The following is a 22,418-nucleotide window of genomic DNA, read 5'->3' on the forward strand; positions in this document are numbered from 1 at the left end:
GCAAGTCAATAGGGGTGACCACGCCGAGCTAGCACTTCTCAAATATCAAGTTGGGGTTTAGACTTGGCAACCGTGAGTACATTCCGTCGTTGTTGCCGAACCGGGTGTGGCCGTCCAGCCGTGGCCACGCTGACTTACGCCTATGCAGAATCAACGGCGGTCGTGGGGCCGCTGGCACCCGATGCCGAACCGCATTCCTGGGACCTGTGCGAATCCCACGCCAGCCGCATCACCGCACCACTTGGGTGGGAAATGCTGCGCGTCGACCACATTTCGCTTGACGACGATGACGAGGAAGTCACCGCTCTCGCAGAAGCAGTGCGCGAGGCCGGTCGCGTGACCACGGGGCTGGTCGAACCCGGCGACGATCCTATTGAGTACGAGGGAACCCGCGACTATATCGATCCCGCGACCTCCAACCATCCCGTCTACCGCACCAAGCGACTAGAGGAATTCAAGCACGCTCGTCGCGCGCACTTGAGCGTGGTGCCCGACCCAGAAGTCGACCCAGAAGTCGACCCTGAGGTCGACCCAGGGAATTAGACAGGGAATTACTACGCAGGAGATCCCCGCGCAGTGGAATGCGGTAGGTAAACTCGGACTTTGATCTATTCGCCCGCGCGCGGGATTTTTAGGGAAAAGGAACGGTTTGCCATATGCGTAGTCGTGAGGAAGTTGCCGGCGTTATTAAGGCCTATGACGTCAGGGGCGTCGTCGGTGAATACATCGACTCAGAATTCGTCCACGACACAGGCGCAGCCTTTGCCTCCATTCTGCGTGCAGAAGGGGAGACCACTATCGCGGTCGGCTACGACATGCGCCCATCCTCCCCAGAGCTCGCCGCTGCCTTCGCCAACGGCGCGACCTCGCAGGGCCTCAACGTCATTGACTTGGGCCTGACCTCCACCGACGAGCTCTACTACGCCGCCGGCCAGCTCAAGTGCGCCGGGGCAATGTTTACCGCCTCGCACAACCCGGCCAAGTACAACGGCATCAAGCTGTGCCGCACGGGCGCTACTCCCGTCTCGCAGGATTCCGGTCTGGCGGAAATTACGGACATGTTGGTGGATGGCGTGCCGGAGTTTGACGGCGAGCAGGGACTCGTCGAAAAGCGAGATATCTTGGCTGATTATGCCGCTTACCTTCGTGAACTCGTGCCCGCGTCAAGCGGGAAGTCGCTGGTTGTGGCCGTTGACGCGGCCAACGGTATGGCTGGGCTGACCGTGCCCGCGGTGCTGTCTGACATGGATATTCGCGAGCTGTATTTCGAGCTCGACGGCACCTTCCCCAACCACGAGGCGAACCCGCTCGATCCGAAGAACCTCGTCGACCTGCAAAAATTCGTCGTGGATGAGGGGGCTGACATCGGGCTGGCCTTCGACGGCGACGCCGATCGTTGCTTTGTTGTCGACGAGAAGGGCGCGCCGGTCTCCCCGTCGGCGATCACCGCGCTGGTAGCGAAGCGCTACCTGGCCAAGACGCCGGGCGCGACGATCATTCACAACCTGATCACCTCGCAGGCGGTGCCGGAGATCATCGAAGAAAATGGTGGCACGCCGGTACGCACCCGCGTCGGGCACTCCTATATCAAGGCGGAAATGGCCAAGACTGGCGCCATCTTCGGAGGCGAGCACTCCGCGCACTACTACTTCACCGAGTTCTTCAACGCCGATTCCGGGCTGCTTGCCGCACTGCACGTGCTCGAGGCGCTGGCTGAATACGATGGTCCGCTGTCCGAGATGATGGCGGAATACGAGCGCTACTCGGCCTCCGGCGAGATCAACTCCACTGTGAGTGACCAGGCGGCCGCGACCCAGCGCGTGCTCGACGGGTTGGCGGAGCGGATCGAATCCACCGACACCCTCGACGGTGTCACCGTGAAGCTGCAGGGTTCCAAGGCGTGGTTTAATGTCCGCGCCTCCAACACGGAGCCGCTTTTGCGCCTCAACGTAGAGGCCGAGACGCCGGAACAGGTTGACACGCTTTCGGCAGAGATTCTCAGCTACATCCGCAGCGAAGAAAGCTAGTCTGGGGCTCATGGATCACAGCTCCGAGGACCGGAACTACTACGAGGGCTCCGGCGACTATGACCGCGAAACAGTCCGCTTTTTCGACGTCGCCCACGAAGGCGCCCAGCTCCGCGCGATTGCGGGCGCCATGGATCGATTTGCCTCGCTGCGAGGTGAGACGCCGCGAAGTGTGGTTATTCTAGTCACCGATCAGATTGCGCGAGCGGGTGCTCGCTACGTGGTCAATCAGCGCACACCGCTGCGCTATCCCATCGTGATCACTGATGCATTGCCCACCTTCGTCGGGGCGCTCGACATCGTGTTGGTCGTCGGTGACGTCGCCGAGAACGACGAGATCTCCCAAGCACTCATCGCCGCGACCAATCGCGGGGCGGCCGTTGTCTTGGCCGGGCCTGCGCGAGGGCCAATTATCGACGACGCGCCGTCCTCAGTCATCGTGATCCCGCCATTGCCGACCTCGGCCGGGGGATCACCGATGCGCACCATTGGGGCGGTCAGCGTGCTGCTGGACTCGCTGGAAGACGACCCCCATATTTTGGCTCAGCGCCTCGACGACTTCGCGAACGAACTGGATGAGGAGATTCAGCAGCTCTCTCCCGAGCGCGATGAGACCGTCAATCCTGCGCGGCAGTTACGCTACTACGTCTCGGGAGCCCGAGTGATTCACACCGCGTTTCGCCAACCAGGCCTCGCTGTTGCGGAACTCGTCGCAACGCTCTGGTCTGCTCGCGGGATCCCTTCGAGCTTCGTTGCCCCGGAGGAATTGCCACGTGCTTTAGAGGAACAACAACAAAATCATGATATTTTCTATGACCCATTCATTGATAGTGATGAACAACTGGTACCGTTGAAGGCCGTTGTGTGGGCCCACGATGAGGCCCCGCTGCCCAACTCTCGGGCAGAGTCCTGCCCGAACACTGATTTGGGTGATACAGCTGCAGCGCTACGACTTGTAGTGCGCGGCTTCGCCACGACTGCGCTTGGCGAATAGTCGCAGATTTTTGATTGTTGGAATGTTGAAGGAGTCCTCACAGACATGGAGCTAATGACTGGTGCTTTGCGCAGCTACCCCTGGGGCTCGCGCACCAAGCTCGCCGAACTGCGGGGAAAAGAGACTCCGACGGCAGTTCCAGAGGCAGAGATTTGGTTTGGTGCCCATCCCGGCGATCCATCGTGTGTTGGCGGCGAGAAGTTAGACGCGAAAATTGCGGCAGATAAAGAAGGCCAATTAGGCCCCCGCGTGACCGAACAATTCGGCGGCGACCTGCCCTTTCTGCTTAAGTTACTCGCGGCGGACGAGCCTTTGAGTTTGCAGGCGCATCCCTCGTTGGAGCAGGCGCAAGATGGTTATGCGAGGGAAGTCTCCCAGGGGATGCCCGAGCGTGATCCAAACCGTAACTACAAGGACCCGAACCACAAGCCCGAACTAATAGTCGCGCTGACGGAATTCCATGCACTTGCGGGATTCCGGCCCTTGGACAAGACCCGGGAACTGTTCACAGCGATGGACTGTGAACCCTTTGATCGTTACCTCACCATGATCGACCCAGATCATGAGGAAGCGAGTCTGCGAGCTTTATTTACGACTTGGATCACCATTCCGCGCAGCGTGCGTGTGAATTTGTTGGAGGCAGCCGAGTCAAGCTGTAGCGAGATCAGCGATAGGACAGACTGGATCGGTGATGCCGCGCGCTGCTTCCTGGAGTTGAAGGAAATTTACCCCGACGACGTGGGTGCCCTAGCCGCGCTGCTGCTCAACCATGTCGTTTTGCAGCCGGGCGAAGCGATCCACCTGCAGGCGGGCCAGCTGCACGCCTACATGCGTGGCATGGGCGTGGAAATTATGGCCAACTCCGACAACGTGCTCCGCGGTGGACTCACAAGCAAATACGTTGACGTGCCGGAACTCGTGCGGGTACTTGATTTCTCTACGCTTGCGCAACCTCGGGTCGATGCGCGCACGCATGACGGGGTCACCGACTACCCGGTGACCGTGCCTGACTTCATTTTGAGCAAGCATGAACTAGACACTAGCGATCTGGTTGCAGACTGCGATGGCCCCGCCGTCGTGCTGTGCACGGCCGGTGAAGCACACAGCGGTGAGATTTCGCTCACCCCTGGAATGGCGGCGTGGATTCCTGCTAGCGACCCAGCGCACACCTTCCGGGGAGAGCCTGGAACGCAAGTCTTCTTCGCTCGGGTCTAACCCCAACGAATACTAAATCCCTGGCAATCGATTGATTGCCAGGGATTTAGTGTTGGTGCGAGTGCGGAACTAGCGGATGAACTGTCCCTGCAATTGTTGCCACCACAGCGGAGTGCCGTTATTGCTGGACGGATCCTGGGACTGTGGGACCTGTTGTTGTTGCTGCTGCTGCGTAGTTGGCGCTGGGTCCTGGGTAGGACGCTCAGGCTGCGGCACCACGGTTGGCTCCTGCTGGCTTGGAGCTTGCTGACCTGATTCGGCTGGCGAGGACGGTGGCGTCGACGGTGCCGGTGTGGCGTTCGGGGCCATCTCCTGCGAGATGGTCGATTCTCCGGGAACTTGCTCTGGAGCTGGAGCTCCGGCGCCGGACTCGAGAGGCTGCGTTGGTACAACCGTCTGGTTTGGATCCACAGACGAACCAGGTTCAGTTGGCACAGGGGATTCGGCAGGGGAGGAAGGCTGGCCTGGTTCTGGTGTTTCGAACTGATTCGGGAATACCTGATCGTCCTCAGAAGGTGTGAGAGGACCGGATGCGGAAGCCAGGGTATCGGGCCGCGAGCTGCCTTGGTCACTGGAATCCCCGCTGAGCTGATCGGCACCTTCGGGCACGATATTTGTCGGACGGTAGACGTTGGTTTCACGCTCGATGGAATCCGGAGCGGCCAGACGCGCGTTCGGTGGCAGGAAAGGATCGTCCTGGTCAGGCTCGACGAAAGGAGCCGGCGCAGAAGCGTCCTCCGTGGTAGTAGGAGCAGTCGTGCGCTCTAGCTGCTGAGCCGTCGACGTGGTTTCGCGCGATGAATTAGAGCTGGGGAGCGCCTCGGACTGATTCGTCGAGGTGCCGTCACTCATCGAGGGGGAGCCGGCGTACCACACTGCAAAGCCAATTAGGGCAGCGATGACGATTCCCGCCGCAATAAATAAAAGCGGGCGCACTTTTCTACTGCCCATAGATTCCCCTCGCAGTGCTTCATCAATTCGTGATGCGCTGAATATTATCTTCACCGCATCACTACTGGTCCATGGTCATAGAGTCTAACCTTGGTAACAACTCGGTAACAACTTGACACGCAGACTTCATTCCCTTTCCTTGTCGACTGCATTGAGTAAAACTATCCAGCCACGTGGACGTTTACACGCAAAAGTGACCTCCATCACTTATGGATATTTGCTTATGGAATTCGGCTGGTTCCTCAGGGATTTGACAAGGTGATACGTTTTGCCGGGCAAACAAACTGGCATTTTTCGAAGTTTCCGAAGTTTCTGCCTCGATCTATGGCGTGTTAGCTGGAAAGACAGTATTACTAACTATGAGCGGTTAATATGCGGCGTGGCAGTTTTACATCTTCGTCACTTCTTCATGTCGGCACGATTAAAGGAGCGCAACAATGAGCACGTGGGATTCTGAAATTTTTGCAGAAGAGACCAACGTAGATTTTCTGGACGAATTGGTGGACCTCGACGACGATGACATCGTTGAGTCGATCACCGATGCGTGCCTGCTGGTGGCAAATCAGGAGAAGAGCACCGACGACGAGTTGCTCAATGGACAAGCTGCGGCGACCATCGCCGCTATCTGGGCGGGCGCGCCCTTCGCTGCCGGCGACGTCGCACAGCAATACCCTTTCATTCGTGGGCTGATGGGTGAAGTCGATGAGAAGCTTGCAGAAGCTGCCGTGAGCGTTTTGGAACATGCCGACACCGAGTTCGATATTGATCAGTTCATTGAGGCACTTTCCTAAATTTTCCTAAAAACCTAAAAAGCCCTGTTATGAGCCGTCAAGAAAAGTTCACGCTAGAGTGGATCGAGTACAAATAATTGTTTTCATTACTCGTTTGATAGGAGCTCAAACTTCATGGCAGACGCACAAACAGTCCTAGGCAACAACGATTACAAGATTGCGGACATTAACCTCTACGAGGTTGGCCGCAAGCAGATCGATCTCGCAGAGCACGAGATGCCAGGACTGATGGAGTTGCGCCGCGAGTACGCGGAAGAGCAACCACTGAAGGGCGCACGGATCGTCGGTTCGATCCACATGACTACCCAAACCGCGGTCTTGATTGAGACCCTCACTGCGCTCGGCGCCGAGGTGCGTTGGGCATCGTGCAATATTTTCTCCACCGAGGACCCAGCCGCAGCGGCTATCGTCGTCGGTAAGAACGGCACCCCGGAAAACCCACAGGGTGTTCCCGTATTCGCGTGGAAGGGCGAAACCCTCGACGAATACTGGTGGTGCCTGAACCAGATCTTCACCTGGGAGGGTGAAGCTCCCAACATGATTCTCGATGATGGCGGCGACGCCACCATGGCAGTTATCAAGGGCAAGGAATTTGAGCAGGCCGGTGCGGTTCCGGCTGCACAGCCAAATGACCCAGACGAGCAGATCGCGTTCTACGCCATGCTGGCTGATGTCCTCAAGGAAGACAACACCAAGTGGACCACCCTGGCTGAGTCCATCAAGGGCGTGACCGAGGAGACCACTACCGGTGTGCACCGCCTCTACCACTTCGCCAAGGAAGGCACCCTGCCTTTCCCAGCGATGAACGTCAACGACGCGGTGACCAAGTCCAAGTTCGATAACCGCTACGGCACCCGCCACTCCGTCATCGATGGCCTCAACCGCGGCACCGACATGCTCATCGCGGGCAAGAAGGCCCTCGTTTGCGGCTACGGCGACGTGGGCAAGGGCGTCGCCGAGGCACTCGACGGCCAGGGCGCGATCGTCTCCGTCACCGAGATCGACCCAATCAATGCACTGCAGGCACTGATGGATGGCTTCGACGTCGTGCTTACCGACGAAGCGATCGCTGACGCCGACATCGTGATCACGTCCACCGGTAACAAGGACATCATCACCTTCGAGCATATGGACAAGATGAAGGACCACGCCGTGCTGGGCAACATCGGTCACTTCGACAACGAGATTGACATGCACTCGCTGATCCATCGCGACGACGTCTCCCGCGTCAACATCAAGCCACAGGTTGACCTGTTCACCCTGCCTTCCGGCAACTCGATCATCGTGCTTTCCGAGGGTCGCCTGCTCAACCTAGGCAACGCTACCGGCCACCCATCGTTTGTGATGTCGAACTCCTTCGCAGATCAGACCATCGCGCAGATCGAGCTGTATACCAACGGCGCGAACTACGACAACGATGTCTACCGACTGCCAAAGAACCTCGACGAGAAGGTCGCACGCATCCACGTTGAGGCGCTCGGTGGCAAACTCACCGAGCTGACCAAGGAGCAGGCAGACTACATCGGCGTCGATGTTGCAGGCCCATACAAGGCAGAGCACTACCGCTACTAATTATGATCATTGCGATTGAGGGAATCGACGGCGCGGGAAAAAACACCCTGGTCACGGCGTTGAAGGGAAAGTTACACGCCGAGACGATGGCGTTTCCGCGTTACGACGAGTCGGTGCACGCCCAACTTGCACACGATGCATTGCACGGGCGGATGGGCGATCTCACCGACTCGGCCTACGCCATGGCGACGCTGTTCGCCCTGGACCGCGCTGGAGTCGTCGATAAGCTAGCGCCGTATTCCGGCAGCCCCGATCGCACGATCATCCTGGACCGCTATGTCGCCTCGAATGCCGCGTACACCGCGGCGCGCACGGGCGACGACGCGGCGTTCGACTGGGTGGCCGCGCTCGAATTCGAGCGACTCGGTCTGCCCAAACCAGATTTGCAGGTTCTTCTGGCAACGACGCCGGAGGAATCGTCTCGGCGGGCGCAGCTTCGAGAGGCTGCGGATGCGACGCGGGCGCGCGACAGCTACGAACGAAACGCCGACCTCCAACGCGATACTTACAACGCCTACGTTCGTCTAGCCGAGGCTAACTGGGCGGGTCGGTGGGTGCATTCATCAGAACCCACGGCTATTCTGCAAGAGATCCAAAAACTATAAAAGGAGTCGGCAATGTCCCATAAGATCCTCGTCGTCGACGATGACCCGGCAATCTCTGAGATGCTCTCGATCGTGCTCGAGTCCGAAGGCCTTGAGGCCATCGTGGTCAACGATGGCAACGAAGCGGTGCCGACGTTCCGTGAAGAAGACCCAGACTTGATTCTGCTTGACCTGATGTTGCCGGGCATGAACGGTGTGGATATCTGCAAGGCGATTCGCGCCGAGTCCTCAGTGCCGATTGTGATGCTCACGGCAAAGACCGACACCGTGGACGTGGTTCTGGGACTGGAATCCGGTGCCGACGACTACATTACGAAGCCGTTCAAGCCGAAGGAGCTTGTCGCGCGAGTACGTGCACGGCTGCGCCGGACTGACGGGGCTCCCAGCGAGATCCTTGAGGTGGGCGATCTCACCATTGACGTGCCACAGCATGTGGTCAAGCGTGGGGAGGAAGAAATTTCCTTGACCCCGCTGGAGTTTGACCTACTGTTGGAATTGGCACGGAAGCCACGCCAAGTGCATACTCGTGAGGAACTGCTGGAATCGGTGTGGGGCTACCGCCACGCATCGGACACACGGTTGGTCAATGTGCACATCCAGCGCTTGCGTTCCAAGATTGAGAAAGATCCAGAAGACCCGCAGATCGTTCTCACCGTGCGCGGCGTGGGCTATAAGACGGGAACAATGGGGGAGTAATTTACCCTGATAAACAAACTTAAAGCGATTCGTACGCGGATCGCTGATTCATGGCGTACCTCGCTGCAGGTGAGGTTCATTGGATCTGTACTGATTGCCTCGGCCGTAGTCATGCTGGTCTTAGGCTTCGCGCTGGCTTCGGTGGTAACTCAGCGCCTGATTACCACAAAAGAAGACATCGCGATGGGCCAGCTTGAGCGCGCCCGCGAAACGGTGGAGCAGCAGATCGATGCCACTGGATCCTCAACATCGACGCAAGTGCGACTCAACTCCGCGCGCGCGTCGCTGACCAGCCAATCCTCGGAAACGCAAGATGCTGCGGCGGTGTATGAACCGGTCCTTGTCGTCGAAGGCGTCGATGGCACCGTGACCACCTCTCCGGAGGGATATAGCATCCCCGAGGAACTGCGAAACTACGTCTCGCAGGGCCAGATCTCGGACCAATACGTCCCCATGACGCGCTCGGACGGGTCGACGTTTAACGCGTATATCATTGGCACCCCAACGGATTCCGATATTCAAGACCTGCAAGTCTACCTCGTCTTATCCATGGAATCCGAAGAATCCACGATGGCCCTGATGCGCGGTCTGCTCTCTACAGCGGGCATCGTGGTGGTGGTCCTGCTCGTTGGTATTGCATGGCTGGCCACCCAACAGATCACCACGCCTGTGCGCTCGGCCTCGCGGATTGCGGAGCGGCTTGCCGCCGGCCACCTGCGCGAACGCATGGCCGTCGAGGGCGAAGACGAGATGGCCAGGCTTGCGCTGTCATTCAATAACATGGCCGACAAACTCTCCAGCCAGATTCACCAGCTGGAGGAATACGGTGATCTGCAGAGACAGTTCACCTCGGATGTCTCCCATGAGCTGAGAACGCCGCTGACCACGGTGCGCATGGCCGCGGACATGATTGCCGCTGACGAAGACTCCCTCGAGCCACACACCAAGCGCGCCAGCCAGCTGATGATCCGCGAGCTTGACCGCTTCGAGGCGTTGCTCGGTGACCTGCTGGAGATTTCGCGCCACGACGCTGGCGTGGCCGACCTTGCAGTCACCAGGATCGATGCTCGAGCACCGCTGCAATCGGCGTGGGAGCAGACCCAGCACCTTGCAGAAGAGCTCGACGTCGAAGTGAAATTCGACCTGCCAGAGGACCCCGTTCCCATCGAGGGCGATTCTCGTCGCATCGAGCGCATCCTGCGCAACTTGTTGGCCAATGCGCTTGACCACTCCGAGGGCAACCCCGTGATCGTGGCCCTGGCGGCCAACGACACGGCGGTTGCCTACACGGTCACCGATTACGGCGTGGGCCTCAAGCCCGGCCAAGAAGAGCTGGTGTCCAACCGGTTCTGGCGCGCCGATGCTTCCCGTAAACGTCATTCGGGAGGCACCGGATTGGGCCTTGCAATCGCCCGCGAAGATGCCATACTCCATAAGGGAACACTTGATGCGGCTGGCACCATCGGCGTCGGCTCGCAATTCCGGCTGGTGATTCCGCGTGCAATCGACGAGAACATTGTCGAGTCGCCCCGCCCGCTTGCTCCGCCAGTCGGCCCGGTTGCACAGGAGGAGGCGAAATAGCGATGCAGAAAATTCACCGCCATCGGGCACTTCTTCCGCGCAGTGCTGTCGCGCTTCTCGTCGTGGGGTCGCTGGGGCTGGCCTCGTGTACCTCCCTGCCCACCAACACTGACCCGGCAGCCATCCGCTCGTTTGAGCCGAACGATACCTCCAGTGATGTGCCGGGTCCCGTGCCCGGGCGCGAACCCGATCTCTTGCTGCGTGATTTCTACGCAGCGGGCGCCATCCCACGGGGCGACTATGAAGCAGCACGCAGCTTCCTCACCTCCAACGCGCAAGAGGTCTGGAACGCGGACAACACCACCTTGATCGTCGATCGGATTGATCTGACCACGCAGCCGGGTGCCACAGGTCAGCGCAGGAGTTTTTCCGTGCGCGGCGATGTCATTGGCTCGCTGCAAGAAGGTGGCGCTTTCATCCCGGAAACGGGAGTGTACGAGGCCACTATCGAGCTGGAACAGGTCAACGGTGAGTGGAGGATCTCGTCGTTACCCGCGGGTATTATCTTGGAGCGCACTGAGCTGCGCAACCAATACCAGCCGTACAGCCTCTTCTTCCTGAACTCGACGAGCGAGAAGCTCATTTCGGATCGCCGCTGGATTTATTCGGGAGGGGAATCCACTGACACCGTCTTGATGAGCCTTCTGGCGGCAGGCCCGAACGATAGGCTCCGCCCCGCCACCTGGTCGGGTCTCCCGGAGGGGGCGAACTTCTCGGGCAAGACCGACGGGGTGTACGAATTCACCGGTGTGGGCACGCTTAATCCGGAGGAGAGCCAGCGGATGGCCAGCCAGGTCGTGTGGACTCTCGCGGTGGCCGGGGTGCCCGGTCCCTACCGCATCACATTCGACGGTGTCTCGGTCTCGGATAATGGCGAGGGCCTGACCACGGATGATTTCGTGACCATGGATCCGCAGGCGTCCGCTGAGGAGGTTTCCAAGCTTTACGCCCTCAACAATGGCCGGTTGTTTACCGTCGAGGGTACCGATGTCCGGCCCGTGGATAGTGAACTTGGTGATTCCGGAGATATCGAATCCGTTGATCTGACCGCGGACGGCCACGCTGCCGCTGTGTTGACGGATCCGGAGGATGAGAATTCCCGCATTTTCGCTGTGGGTGGGATGGACCACCCGCAGGTCGAGGTGATGCGGGCAGCGGAATTCTCCCGTCCGACTTTCGAGTTACACAATAACGTCGTCTGGGTGGTCGCCGACGGCAACCGGATCATCCGTACGGTGCGCTCGGATACCACCGGTGATGTTGTCACCAACGAGGTGGACTCCTCGTTCCTCGATGACCTCGACGGTGAGATCTCAGTCTTGCGGATCTCGGATTCGGGAGCGCGAGTGGCCATGATCATCGACGGGCGCCTCTACACCGGCATCATCGAGCGCAGCGCGACAGGGGAGCGTTCCGTGGTTAACGTCGTGGAATTCGCCCACGAGCTCGAGGGGACGGCCGTGTCGGTGGATTGGGCCTCCGACGGCGCGCTGATCGTGGGTACATCCTCGACGGACGCGCCCGTAGTCAGGGTGGAACAGGACGGTTCCGCCAGCACGACACTTCCAACGGGCAATATCAACGCGCCCGTGGTGATGGTGTCCACCAGCCCGACCATGATCTACGCTACCGACGCGAATGCGCTGCTCCAGTTCCCATTGCAAGGCCAGGATTCGGTGAACTGGCGCGAGGTGCCAGGTCTGCAGGGCGCCCGCTCAGCCGCAGTGGTTGCGAAGTGATCGAGCTGCTCCTGCCTCGCCATTGCGCGGGGTGCGGAGCACCAGGGGAGCACTTGTGCGCCGAGTGTAAGCACGAGCTCGCCCGGCCCCCGGAACGTGTGGTCACCCGAGAATCCCCGCACGTCCCGGTCTTTTCCCTCGGCCCCTACGCTGGCGCTCACCGCCAGGTCATACTGTCGATGAAAGAGCGCAAGAACATCGCTATACGACGAATGCTTGGCGCCGTTCTGCGTGCCGGCCTCGAACACCTCGAGGCGAGAGGCGAACTTCCCACCCCAACAGTGCTCGTGCCCGCACCCACGCGTGCCTTCTCTGCTCGGCAGAGAGGCGGGGATCCGGTGACCGCCGTGTGTCGGGCCACCGGCCGGACAGTGGTGCCGGTGGTCTCGCTTGCAGAAGGGGTGCGCGATCAAACCGAGCTCGATGCGGCGGGACGCCGGAGAAATCTGAGCGGCGGAATCATCCTGTCTGGGGTCCCGCGCGGCACCATTGTTGTGGTGGATGACGTCGTCACAACGGGTGCGACACTCCAAGCGACGGTGGAAAATTTGGTGGCTCGGGGTGCCACTGTCGCAGGTGCTGTAACTATCGCGGCCGCATAAATGTGACCCAGCGAATTAAGTGGGGGCTTTGTGGCATGGCGGTTATGACCAGACGTATAGTAGGAATTACACCCAGTCCCCACCTAGTAGGGAGGAAGCAGATGACCACTGCAGAAAACAACGAAGTCCTCAGCCCCGAAGCACAGGTGACCATCACCGGTCGCAACGTCGAGGTTCCAGAGCACTTCCAAGACCGCGTCAACACCAAGCTTTCGAAGATTGAAAAGCTTGACCCAACGTTGACTTTTTTCCATGTTGAGCTGCAGCATGAGCCAAATCCACGCCGTGAGGCACAGGCTAATCGCATTCAGATTACCGCCACTGGCAAGGGTCACATCGCTCGCGCTGAGGCAAAGGAAGACAGCTTCTACGCTGCTCTTGAAACTGCACTGGCAAAGATGGAGCGTTCCCTGCGCAAGGTGAAGGTTCGCCGCGAAATCTCCATGTCCGGCCACCGCGCACCCAAGTCCACCGGTCAGGTCGCTGCCGAACTCGTCGATGAGGCGGATAAGGCAAAGGCTGAAAACAACGGTAAGTACGATGTGGATCCTTACGCAGACCAGGTCGAGCACGTAGAACCAGGCCAGGTTGTGCGTACCAAGGAGCACTCCGCAACGCCGATCAGCGTCGATGAAGCACTCAGCGAAATGGAGCTCGTCGGACACGATTTCTACCTGTTCGTGAACGAAGAGACCGGTCGCCCATCTGTGGTTTACCGTCGTCACGCTTTCGATTACGGTTTGATCTCCCTCGTAGCCGAGGAAGACGAGAAGTAATCGTCGTAAAGCGCTTTTAGAATCACCGCCACTGAAACACTCAGTGGCGGTGATTTTTCCGTTCTGCTGGGACCTTGCTTGGAGGTTGCTAGGGAGGCCCATGGCAGTGCGCGTACAATAGCGCTTTGATACTAAAGTCTTAGAAAAGTAACTTCCCCCACGATCGAAGGACTAACTACGTGTTTGGACTGTCTAAGCTGCTCCGGGCCGGTGAAGGCCGTACGGTCAAGCGACTGAAGAAAATCGCAGAAGACGTCATCTCTTTGGAAGGTGAGTTCGAAAAGCTCACCGATGAAGAGCTCAAGGCGAAGACCGGTGAGTTCAAAAAGCAGCTGGAAGACGGCGCGGATCTCAACGACATCTTGCTGGACGCTTTCGCTACCGCGCGCGAGGCCTCCTGGCGCGTGCTCGGCCAGAAGCACTACCTGGTGCAGATCATGGGTGGCGCGGCCTTGCACTTCGGCAACGTCGCCGAGATGAAAACGGGTGAAGGCAAGACCCTGACCTCGGTGCTGCCTGCGTACCTCAATGCTCTTGAGGGCAAGGGTGTGCACATTGTTACGGTGAACGATTACCTGGCAAAGCGCGACGCCGAGATGATGGGTCGTGTGCACCGCTTCCTGGGGCTTGAGGTGGGTGTCATCTTGTCCGAGATGCGCGCGCCGGAGCGCAAGAAGGCCTACGACGCCGACATCACCTACGGCACGAACAACGAGCTCGGCTTCGACTACCTGCGTGACAACATGGTCAAGTCGCTGAGCGACGCGGTACAGCGCGGACACCACTTCGGCATCGTCGACGAGGTTGACTCGATTCTTATCGACGAGGCCCGTACCCCTCTGATCATATCCGGACCTGTCGAGGGCTCGAGCCAGTTCTACAACGTGTTTGCCCAGCTCGCGCCACGCATGCGCGAGGGTATCCACTACGAGGTGGACAAGAAGAAGCGCACCGTTGGCGTCAACGAAGAAGGCGTGGAGTTCGTCGAGGATCAGTTGGGCATTGATAATCTCTACGATCCGGAGAACTCCCAGCTGGTCAGCTACCTCACCAACGCTCTGAAGGCAAAGGAGCTCTTCGAGCGCGATAAGGACTACATCGTCCGCCAGGGTGAGGTCATGATCGTGGACGGTTTCACGGGCCGCGTGTTGGCAGGGCGCCGCTACAACGAAGGTATGCACCAGGCGATCGAGGCCAAGGAAAAGGTCGAGATCAAAAACGAGAACCAGACCCTGGCGACCGTCACTCTGCAGAACTTCTTCCGCATGTATGACAAGCTCGCCGGCATGACCGGTACCGCAGAGACCGAAGCAGCCGAGCTGAACTCCATCTACGGCCTCGACGTGGTGCAGATCCCGACCAACCGGGAGAACCAGCGCATCGACCGCGACGACCTGATTTACAAGACTCAGGAAGCGAAGTTCGCCGCCGTGGCCGACGATATCGCCGAGCACGTGGAAAACGGCCAGCCCGTCCTCGTGGGTACCACCTCGGTGGAGCGCTCCGAGTACCTCTCGCAGCTGCTGACCAAGAAGGGCATCAAGCACAACGTTCTCAACGCGAAGCACCATGAGGAGGAAGGCCGCATCATCGCCGAGGCGGGCATGCCGTCCTCGGTGACCGTGTCTACCAACATGGCGGGTCGCGGTACCGATATCGTGCTGGGTGGCAACCCGGAAGTCCTCCTGGACGCGCGCCTGCAGGCCCAAGGCCTCGACCCATTCGAGGACGAAGAGAGCTTCCAGAAGGCATGGGACGAGCAGCTTCCGAAGGCAAAGGAACGCTCCAAGAAGCTTGGCGACGAAGTCCGTGAAAGCGGCGGTCTCTACGTCCTGGGCACCGAGCGCCACGAATCCCGACGTATCGATAACCAGCTGCGTGGTCGTTCCGGCCGCCAGGGCGACCCGGGCGAGACTCGCTTCTACCTGTCCATGCGCGACGATCTGATGGTGCGCTTTGTCGGTCAGTCCATGGAAAACATGATGAACCGCCTCAACGTGCCCGACGATGTCCCCATCGAGGCAAAGATGGTGTCCAACTCCATTAAGGGCGCTCAGGCGCAGGTGGAGAACCAGAACTTCGAAATGCGTAAGAACGTGTTGAAGTACGACGAGGTGCTCAACGAGCAGCGCAAGGTGGTCTACGCCGAACGTCGCGAAATCCTCGACGCCAAGGACATCAAGGACCAGGTGCGCCGCATGATCACCGAGACCGTCGGCGCCTACGTCGATGGCGCAACCTTCGACGGATACGTGGAGGATTGGAACCTCGACGAACTCTGGAACGCACTCGAGGGGCTCTACGGCCCGACCATGAGCCCACAGTCCCTCGTTGACGGCACCGAATACGGCGCTGCCGGCGAGCTTTCGGCGGACCAGCTGCGCGAGGCGCTTGTCGACGATGCGCAGAAGGCCTACGACAACCTGGAAGCCAACGTTGCTGCCATCGGCGGCGACGCCCAGATGCGCAACATTGAGCGCATGGTGATCCTGCCGATCATCGACCAGAAGTGGCGCGAGCACCTCTACGAAATGGATTACCTCAAGGAGGGCATCGGCCTGCGTGCGATGGCACAGCGCGACCCTCTGGTGGAATACCAGAAGGAAGGCGGTGACATGTTCAACGCCATGAACGACGCCGTCAAGGAAGAGACCGTGCGACAGCTCTTCATGATGCGCAAGCAGTTCGAGCCGAAGTCGGAAGACACCACCGTCCAGGCATAACCCCGCCTAGAGCACCTTAAAACTGGTCAGCCGTCCGCTTTCAATGCGGGCGGCAAATCCATATTTCCTCTCTTTCGTCGCGGCCGTGCCAAATACTTCGCCGTTGGCGCGGGTATGGAAACTGAGAATCCTGACGGGTCCGGCGGCTTCTGATCGTCGTTTAGCGGCAACGTGCATGCGCACGCTGTGATCAAACCGTGCCTGCTGCAACGCCCGGAGCTCGCGAATGCCGAAGGCCGCGTCGAGCGCGACCTTCACCAGGGACGCGCCACGCGGTTCCGTGCCTCGCGGACGCGTGCCGCGAGGCACCGGGCGGGGCTGTGGACGGGGTTGAGATTGCCCCGGAACCAACACGCTGAGGTGCGTCTGGCCGGGAACGGGATAGTACATGTGGGCTTGCCCTCCAAGTTCAATAGAAAAACAGGTGTGATGTGGAGGGCGGACGCGGGGTGGGCTAGGTAGTATTGTGTCACGATTAGTTCATTCACGCGCGCCGAGAGGCCGCTCGATTCAAAGAAGAAAGTCAGGTTCATGCGAGGACTTATTGTGGACTACGTCGGCGTTCTGGATGCCGATGATGAAGATCAGCGCCGGTGGCGTTCCCTGCTTGCGGCAGTCCGCGACGCGGGGGTAGCGTCCGCAATTCTGTCCAATGATCCTGGCGGCGAGGGCGCCGATCAGATCCGCGAGTGGGAATTCCGTGGCATCGTGGACGCGGTTGTGCTCTCCGGGGAGATCGGCTTTGAAAAGCCGGAGCGCGAGGCATTCCAGGCTGCGGCCGACGCGATCGAGGCGGACCTGTCGGATTGCGTGCTCATCGACGATGACATTTTGAATGTGCGCGGCGCCGTGGACAACGGCCTGATCGGTATCCTGCACACCAGCTTTGATCGCACCGTCGTAGAAATCCAGTCGCTTTTCGAGATCGAGGGTGAGTTCTAAGAGTGCGCGTGTATATCCCGGCGACGTTCTCCATGCTCGAGACCCTCGATGCGGAAGGCCAGATGCCCGTGCGCAACGGCTGGGGTTTCGCGGCCACCGAGGACTTGGTGAACTTCTACGAACTCGGCGATGAAGAAGAAATTGAGATGATCGCCTTCGACGATGCCGCACTCGCCTCGATGCGCTTGCTCACCATCGGCGACGAAGAGAAGTTCCCGCATCGCCGCATCGTCGTCTCCGTCGACGTTGATGCCGAGCCCATGCCGGACATGGGCGAGTCCGTGGTGAAGGTCGCCAGTCCCATCTCGCTCGAGGACGTCGCAGCCATCCACATCGACCTGGAAGAGGCCGAGGAAGCCACGAAGAAGGCCGTGTCGCTTATCGACGAAGCCGACCTCGGCGACGAGGACGCTGAGCTGGCGGTAGGGGATGCCCAAGATAACTACATGGCATTCTACGACCCGAGCGAGCTACCGTTCCTGGTCGAGCTGCTTTAAATCCCACTCGTTGTTGCTGCGCAAAGCAGCAAGCAAGCCGCGCACTGCCTGAGCGCGGCGCCACGTGGGCGAGCCTTCTTCGAACTTGTCCCACGCGCATTCCGGGTCGGCTGGGGGGCCGGCGTGGGTGCAGCCGCGGGGGCAGTTCTCGGCTGCCTGGGCCAAGTCCTCAAAGGGTGCAATCACGTCGTCGGGGGAGACGTGGGCCAATCCGAAGGAGCGGATACCCGGGGTATCGATGATCCAGCCGCCCTCGGGCAGCTTCAAAGCCACGGACTGAGTGGATGTGTGGCGGCCTTTGCCTACCCCGGAAACCTCGCCCGTTTCTCGCTGGGCGTCGGGCACCAGGCGATTGACTAGGGTAGATTTCCCCACACCGGAGTGGCCGATGAGGGCGGAGAGGCGATCGTCGATAAGCGAATGCAACTCCGTGAGCTCGTCGTCGATGCCGGTCGTGAGCACCGTGACGTTGAGGTCGGCGAACTCGGCGGCGAACTCGGAAGGGTCGGCGAGGTCGGACTTGGTCAGGCACACCACCGGGGTCAGCCCGCCGACGAAGGCGGCGATCAGCGCGCGCTCGACGAAGCCGGTGCGTGGTGGGGGATCGGCGACGGCCGCGACGATGAGCAAGATTTCGGCGTTGGCAACGACGATGCGCTCGTAGGGGTCGGAATCGTCGGCGGTGCGGCGCAACACGCTTGTACGGTCCTCGCGCTTGACGATGCGTGCCAGCGTGTCCTTCTTGCCCGTGATATCCCCGACGACACCGACGCGGTCGCCGACCTCGATGGAGGTACGTCCCAGTTCACGGGCGCGCATGCAGGTGACCAAGGTGTCGTTCTCAAGTACGACGCCCCAACGGCCGCGGTCTTTCGTGGTGACCATCCCGAAGACTGCATCCTCGTGCTTCGGGCGGTCCTTCGTGCGTGGCCGCGAGCCTTTGCCGGGGCGGATGCGGACATCAGATTCGTCGTATGACCTGCGGGATCTAGCCACGGAGCATATCCGCCCACATCTTCTCGAACCCAGGTAGGGTCTTCGACGTTGTCGCGATATTTTCCACCTCGACATCCTCGACGACAAGTCCGATGATGGCGCCTGCGGTAGCCATCCGGTGATCGGCGTAGGACGTCCACTGGCCGCCGTGCAGCTGGGCGGGTTCGATATGGAGGCCGTCCGCGAGCTCCTGGCACGCGCCGCCGAGATTGTTAATCTCGTGCGTCAGGGCCGCGAGCCGGTCGGTTTCGTGGCCGCGCAGGTGGGCGATACCCGTGAGCTCGGAAGGGGTGGATGCCAAAGCGGCAAGAGCGGCCACCGTGGGCGCGAGCTCGCCGATATCGCTCATATCCAGTGAGATGCCCGTGAGCATGCCGGGCTGCGGGCCACGGACCTCCAGGGAGTAGGTGGGGCCCTCGGAGACGAGTTCGACTTCGCAACCCATGCGCTCGAGGATGTCGCGGATGACATCACCTGGCTGGGTAGTGGCGAGCGGCCAGTTCGGGATGCGCATAATGCCGCCGGTGACGGCTGCTGCGGCGAGGAAAGGCGTGGCATTGGAGAGGTCCGGTTCGATGTGCCAGGTGCGGCCCTCGATCTCGCCGGGGTGCACGGTCCACGTGTTCTCGCTGGTGGTGACGGTGACGCCGGATTTGCGGAGCATGTCCACCGTCATCTCGATGTGCGGCATCGACGGCAGCGTCTTGCCGGTGTTGTGCACCGTCACGCCCTTGTTGAAGCGTGGGCCGGCGAGCAAGAGGCCGGAGACGAACTGCGAGGAACCGGAGGCGTCGATGAAGACTTCTCCGCCCTCGGCCTCGCCGTGACCGTGGATAGTAAATGGCAGCGAGTCGCCCTCGACATCGACACCGAGTGTGCGCAGGGCATCAAGGATCGTACCCATGGGGCGGTTACGGGCGTACTCGTCACCGTCGAAACGCACGGGGCCGTTGGCGAAAGCGGCAGCAGCAGGAGCAAACCGCATGACGGTGCCGGCCAGCCCGCAATCGACGTCGGCGCCGTGCAGGGTGCCTGGGGTGACAGTAATAATGTCGGAGTCGTCGCTGCTGCTGTGGGAAAAGCCAGTGCCCAGCGACGCCATGGCCTGCTCCATCAGGTCCGTGTCGCGGGAGCGCAGCGCGCCGATAATCTTTGACGGATAGGACGCCAACGCCGCCAGAATGTACGCGCGATTTGTGATTGATTTCGACCCAGGAACTATTTGGGTGTGGGCAACGGGGCCGTGGGCGGTCGGGGCAGGCCAAAGATCTGTCATAAGGTACATAATAGATGGTATGTGTGGACGATTCGTACTCTTTACCACCGGCGATGAACTCATGAGCGAGATCGGCGGGCTCCCCGGCGTGACCGAGGTGTCCGCCCCCGAGGGCCTGCCCGGCCCGCGCTACAACGTGGCGCCGACCCAAAAGGTGCCTGTCGTACGCTTTACCGGCTCGGAGGCCTCCATCGATCCAGCCCGCTGGGGGCTGCTGCCGTCGTGGAAGAAAGACGAAACGGGCCCGCCGCTGTTCAACGCGCGCGGCGAGACAGTCGCAGAGAAGCCCTCATTTCGCTCGGCCTTTAAGTCCAGGCGCGCCATTATGGTCCTCGACGGCTACTACGAGTGGCACGAGAAGAAGCCCTACTTCGTCACCCGGAAGGAAGGCATGCTGTTTGCGGCCGCCCTATGGGAGACGGGCCTTGATCAACTGTCCACGACCATGGTGACAACGGCGTCGCACGGAAAAATCGAATGGCTCCATGACCGCCTGCCGCTCTTTTTAGACGAGAGCGATATTGCGCAGTGGGTGAGTGGCAGCCCAGAAGAGGCCCTCGAGCTCGTGCACCCTTCGACGCTTGCCGACGATTTGGAGTGGACTCCGGCCGACCCTGCAGTGGGAAATGTCCGCAATGATTACGCCGAGTTAATCTCTGATACGACCACCTTGTTTTAGAAAATCCGTTGTGCTTTACAATGGCCACATGTCACAGACTGAAAGCTCTCAGCGATTTACTGAGGAGGCCATGCCACTTCTGGACCAGCTCTACGGTGGCGCCCTGCGCATGACCAGAAATCCTCAAGACGCCGAGGACTTAGTCCAAGAGACGTATCTGAAGGCGTACAAGGCCTTTGACTCCTTCAAGCCTGGAACGAATTTGAAGGCGTGGCTGTACCGCATTATGACGAATACGTATATCAATACGTATCGCAAGAAGCAGCGTCGCCCGCTGGAGACTTCCGCGGATGAAGTAACGGATCATCAGCTTTACACCACGAGCAACCATGACTCGACCGGCCTGCAGTCCGCCGAGGTTGAGGCCTTGAAGAACATGCCGGATTCCCAGATCACCGAGGCGCTGAATTCGCTTTCCGACGACTACCGCATGGTGGTCTACCTCGCCGATGTCGAGGGCATGGCGTACAAAGAAATCGCCGAAATTATGGATACTCCACTGGGAACGGTGATGAGTCGTCTCCATCGTGGAAGAAAACAGCTCCGCGGTTTGTTGAAAGACGTAGCAGCCGAAAAAGGCATTGGTTTAGACCACCCAGACATGCAGGAAGGAATCGAGCAATGAGTGCCGACCACCACAAGGACGATTGCGGCAAGCAGTGCGACGATCAGCAGGCGCTTCTCTGCGAGCTACTCGACGAAGACACCACCCAAGAACGCGCCACAGAGATTCAAGAGATCATCGCCAGCTGTCCCGAGTGCTTCGGAAGATTGAAATCCGAGCAAGAAGTAAGGGCAATGGTGCGTCGGTGTGGGCAGCCAGACCCGGCACCCGAGCAGCTTCGAACGCGCATTATGCAGCGAATTTCGATTACTTATACTGAAACCCACTGGTCCTAGATCTGGGCAACGAAAAACGCCTTCTTTCCTATAAACAAGGAAAGAAGGCGTTAGCTGTTCTTAAGCATTTGGACGCTTACCGTGGTTTGCGCCCTTCTTGCGACGGTCCTTACGCTTACGACCACGCTTCGACATATGCGGCCTCCTTTAAGATAGGTGAGTAGATAATTTCTTACCTACTGACTCTAGTGTTCTCAGCTGTCAGCAGGAAATTCGGGTCCTTCTAAACTGCGGTGGAGGCCAGCAGGGGAGAAGACTTACAGTTTTTGGTGCAGTCTTATGCGGTGACGCGTGCGCGACGGCCGCGTGCCTTGTTGCGACGCTTGAGAGCGCGACGCTCTTCTTCAGACAGGCCGCCCCAAACGCCAGCGTCCTGGCCGGTTTCCAGTGCCCACTTCAGGCACATAGAGGTTACTGGGCAGCGGTTGCAGACCAGCTTGGCCTGGGCGATCTGGGAAAGTGCAGGGCCGGAGTTTCCGACAGGGAAGAACAGTTCTGGGTCTTCATCGCGGCAAATAGCTTCGTGGCGCCAATCCATGGTAATTTTTCTCCTTAAGTGTTACGAACAGCGTTTTCGGTGTTGCTTGATGTCTTTAGTGCGCACCACAAATAGACCCCATTGCAGTGGGTGTCTTTTGCAAATTGTTTGCGAACCAAGTGGTGGGACGGCAGTCCTGCGGTGGTTCCGAGGCCCATCAACTTTACTTGGTTTTAACTCCGTGGTGATTGGGAGTTAATGGTTAATTAATTAACCTGTTGTTTTTGCTACCCGAGAATCATGACATGTTTAGTTCGCCTGCGCTAGGGTTAAAGCCATTATTGTGACTAAGATCACTTAATTGTATGCAGTTAATGT

Annotated in this window: 24 protein-coding genes; 18 read left to right on the top strand and 6 right to left on the bottom strand. The window is 59.5% G+C overall.

Features of this window, described 5'->3' with window-relative positions; translation table 11 throughout:
• Positions 1–72 precede the first annotated feature (72 nt).
• The 4 genes from A37O_RS0103600 (at position 73) to manA (ending at position 4,236) form a co-directional block, all read left to right on the top strand.
• Positions 73–543 carry a DUF3499 domain-containing protein gene (locus tag A37O_RS0103600; RefSeq protein WP_083912579.1) on the top strand — a complete coding sequence of 157 codons (471 nt, stop codon included), beginning with the start codon at positions 73–75 and terminating at the stop codon, positions 541–543.
• 113 nt (positions 544–656) lie between these two features.
• Positions 657–2,027, top strand: coding sequence for a phosphomannomutase/phosphoglucomutase (locus A37O_RS0103605; RefSeq protein WP_018296133.1), 1,371 nt, complete (start codon positions 657–659; stop codon positions 2,025–2,027).
• Positions 2,028–2,037: 10 nt separating this feature from the next.
• Positions 2,038–3,021 carry a hypothetical protein gene (locus A37O_RS0103610; RefSeq protein WP_018296134.1) on the top strand — a complete coding sequence of 328 codons (984 nt, stop codon included), beginning with the start codon at positions 2,038–2,040 and terminating at the stop codon, positions 3,019–3,021.
• 45 nt (positions 3,022–3,066) lie between these two features.
• On the top strand, positions 3,067–4,236 hold the full coding sequence (manA, locus tag A37O_RS0103615) for a mannose-6-phosphate isomerase, class I (protein WP_018296135.1): 1,170 nt from the start codon (positions 3,067–3,069) through the stop codon (positions 4,234–4,236).
• A 69-nt stretch (positions 4,237–4,305) separates the two neighbouring features.
• On the opposite strand, the gene A37O_RS0103620 is transcribed toward manA, so the two are convergent.
• Complete coding sequence (locus tag A37O_RS0103620; RefSeq protein ID WP_156802489.1) at positions 4,306–5,187, bottom strand: hypothetical protein; 882 nt, start codon at positions 5,185–5,187, stop codon at positions 4,306–4,308.
• Between the two features lie 437 nt (positions 5,188–5,624).
• Between A37O_RS0103620 and A37O_RS0103625 the strand changes: the two genes are divergently transcribed.
• From A37O_RS0103625 to secA, 9 genes are all read left to right on the top strand, one after another.
• Positions 5,625–5,978: a DUF4259 domain-containing protein gene (locus A37O_RS0103625; RefSeq protein WP_018296137.1), complete on the top strand. Its 354-nt coding sequence runs from the start codon at positions 5,625–5,627 to the stop codon at positions 5,976–5,978.
• Positions 5,979–6,092: 114 nt separating this feature from the next.
• Positions 6,093–7,550 (top strand): adenosylhomocysteinase, encoded by a 1,458-nt coding sequence (ahcY, locus tag A37O_RS0103630; RefSeq protein WP_018296138.1) that lies wholly within the window; start codon positions 6,093–6,095, stop codon positions 7,548–7,550.
• 2 nt (positions 7,551–7,552) lie between these two features.
• Positions 7,553–8,155, top strand: coding sequence for a dTMP kinase (locus tag A37O_RS0103635; RefSeq protein WP_018296139.1), 603 nt, complete (start codon positions 7,553–7,555; stop codon positions 8,153–8,155).
• A 12-nt stretch (positions 8,156–8,167) separates the two neighbouring features.
• On the top strand, positions 8,168–8,851 hold the full coding sequence (mtrA, locus tag A37O_RS0103640; RefSeq protein WP_018296140.1) for an MtrAB system response regulator MtrA: 684 nt from the start codon (positions 8,168–8,170) through the stop codon (positions 8,849–8,851).
• Between the two features lie 63 nt (positions 8,852–8,914).
• Complete coding sequence (gene mtrB, locus A37O_RS14570; RefSeq protein WP_033377740.1) at positions 8,915–10,432, top strand: MtrAB system histidine kinase MtrB; 1,518 nt, start codon at positions 8,915–8,917, stop codon at positions 10,430–10,432.
• A 2-nt stretch (positions 10,433–10,434) separates the two neighbouring features.
• Positions 10,435–12,171, top strand: a complete 1,737-nt coding sequence (gene lpqB / locus A37O_RS0103650) for an MtrAB system accessory lipoprotein LpqB (protein ID WP_018296142.1) — start codon at positions 10,435–10,437, stop codon at positions 12,169–12,171.
• Positions 12,168–12,773, top strand: coding sequence for a ComF family protein (locus tag A37O_RS0103655; protein WP_026196105.1), 606 nt, complete (start codon positions 12,168–12,170; stop codon positions 12,771–12,773). Before lpqB ends, A37O_RS0103655 begins: the two co-directional genes overlap by 4 nt.
• A gap of 101 nt (positions 12,774–12,874) precedes the next feature.
• Positions 12,875–13,549, top strand: a complete 675-nt coding sequence (hpf, locus tag A37O_RS0103660; protein ID WP_018296144.1) for a ribosome hibernation-promoting factor, HPF/YfiA family — start codon at positions 12,875–12,877, stop codon at positions 13,547–13,549.
• 179 nt (positions 13,550–13,728) lie between these two features.
• Positions 13,729–16,272, top strand: coding sequence for a preprotein translocase subunit SecA (gene secA, locus A37O_RS0103665; RefSeq protein WP_018296145.1), 2,544 nt, complete (start codon positions 13,729–13,731; stop codon positions 16,270–16,272).
• Between the two features lie 6 nt (positions 16,273–16,278).
• Here the strand turns inward: secA and A37O_RS0103670 are convergent, their stop codons facing one another.
• Positions 16,279–16,662, bottom strand: a complete 384-nt coding sequence (locus A37O_RS0103670) for a hypothetical protein (RefSeq protein WP_026196106.1) — start codon at positions 16,660–16,662, stop codon at positions 16,279–16,281.
• Between the two features lie 141 nt (positions 16,663–16,803).
• Between A37O_RS0103670 and A37O_RS0103675 the strand changes: the two genes are divergently transcribed.
• Entirely contained in the window at positions 16,804–17,214 is a 411-nt protein-coding gene (locus A37O_RS0103675; RefSeq protein ID WP_018296148.1) for an HAD family hydrolase, read from the top strand.
• Positions 17,215–17,216: 2 nt separating this feature from the next.
• Positions 17,217–17,711, top strand: coding sequence for a DUF6912 family protein (locus A37O_RS0103680; protein WP_026196107.1), 495 nt, complete (start codon positions 17,217–17,219; stop codon positions 17,709–17,711).
• On the opposite strand, the gene rsgA is transcribed toward A37O_RS0103680, so the two are convergent.
• Both rsgA and aroA read right to left on the bottom strand, forming a co-directional pair.
• Positions 17,685–18,707, bottom strand: coding sequence for a ribosome small subunit-dependent GTPase A (gene rsgA, locus A37O_RS0103685; RefSeq protein ID WP_026196108.1), 1,023 nt, complete (start codon positions 18,705–18,707; stop codon positions 17,685–17,687). The genes A37O_RS0103680 and rsgA overlap by 27 nt on opposite strands.
• Positions 18,700–19,992 (bottom strand): 3-phosphoshikimate 1-carboxyvinyltransferase, encoded by a 1,293-nt coding sequence (aroA, locus tag A37O_RS0103690; RefSeq protein WP_018296151.1) that lies wholly within the window; start codon positions 19,990–19,992, stop codon positions 18,700–18,702. Before aroA ends, rsgA begins: the two co-directional genes overlap by 8 nt.
• A gap of 10 nt (positions 19,993–20,002) precedes the next feature.
• On the opposite strand from aroA, the gene A37O_RS0103695 reads away from it, so the two are divergent.
• From A37O_RS0103695 to A37O_RS0103705, 3 genes are read left to right on the top strand one after another with little or no spacing between them, the layout of a single operon-like run.
• Positions 20,003–20,662 carry an SOS response-associated peptidase gene (locus tag A37O_RS0103695; protein WP_018296152.1) on the top strand — a complete coding sequence of 220 codons (660 nt, stop codon included), beginning with the start codon at positions 20,003–20,005 and terminating at the stop codon, positions 20,660–20,662.
• A 28-nt stretch (positions 20,663–20,690) separates the two neighbouring features.
• On the top strand, positions 20,691–21,287 hold the full coding sequence (locus A37O_RS0103700) for a sigma-70 family RNA polymerase sigma factor (RefSeq protein ID WP_026196109.1): 597 nt from the start codon (positions 20,691–20,693) through the stop codon (positions 21,285–21,287).
• Complete coding sequence (locus A37O_RS0103705) at positions 21,284–21,562, top strand: mycothiol system anti-sigma-R factor (protein WP_018296154.1); 279 nt, start codon at positions 21,284–21,286, stop codon at positions 21,560–21,562. Before A37O_RS0103700 ends, A37O_RS0103705 begins: the two co-directional genes overlap by 4 nt.
• 60 nt (positions 21,563–21,622) lie before the next feature.
• Here the strand turns inward: A37O_RS0103705 and A37O_RS16955 are convergent, their stop codons facing one another.
• Positions 21,623–21,697 (bottom strand): 50S ribosomal protein bL37, encoded by a 75-nt coding sequence (locus A37O_RS16955; RefSeq protein ID WP_370513275.1) that lies wholly within the window; start codon positions 21,695–21,697, stop codon positions 21,623–21,625.
• Positions 21,698–21,839: 142 nt separating this feature from the next.
• The gene (locus tag A37O_RS0103710) at positions 21,840–22,100 is read right to left on the bottom strand and encodes a WhiB family transcriptional regulator (RefSeq protein ID WP_018296155.1); all 261 of its coding nucleotides are present in this window, start codon (positions 22,098–22,100) and stop codon (positions 21,840–21,842) included.
• Between the last annotated feature and the right edge of the window lie 318 nt (positions 22,101–22,418).

Origin of the sequence: Corynebacterium lubricantis DSM 45231 (genome assembly GCF_000379425.1) — a bacterium.
Taxonomy (GTDB): domain Bacteria; phylum Actinomycetota; class Actinomycetes; order Mycobacteriales; family Mycobacteriaceae; genus Corynebacterium; species Corynebacterium lubricantis.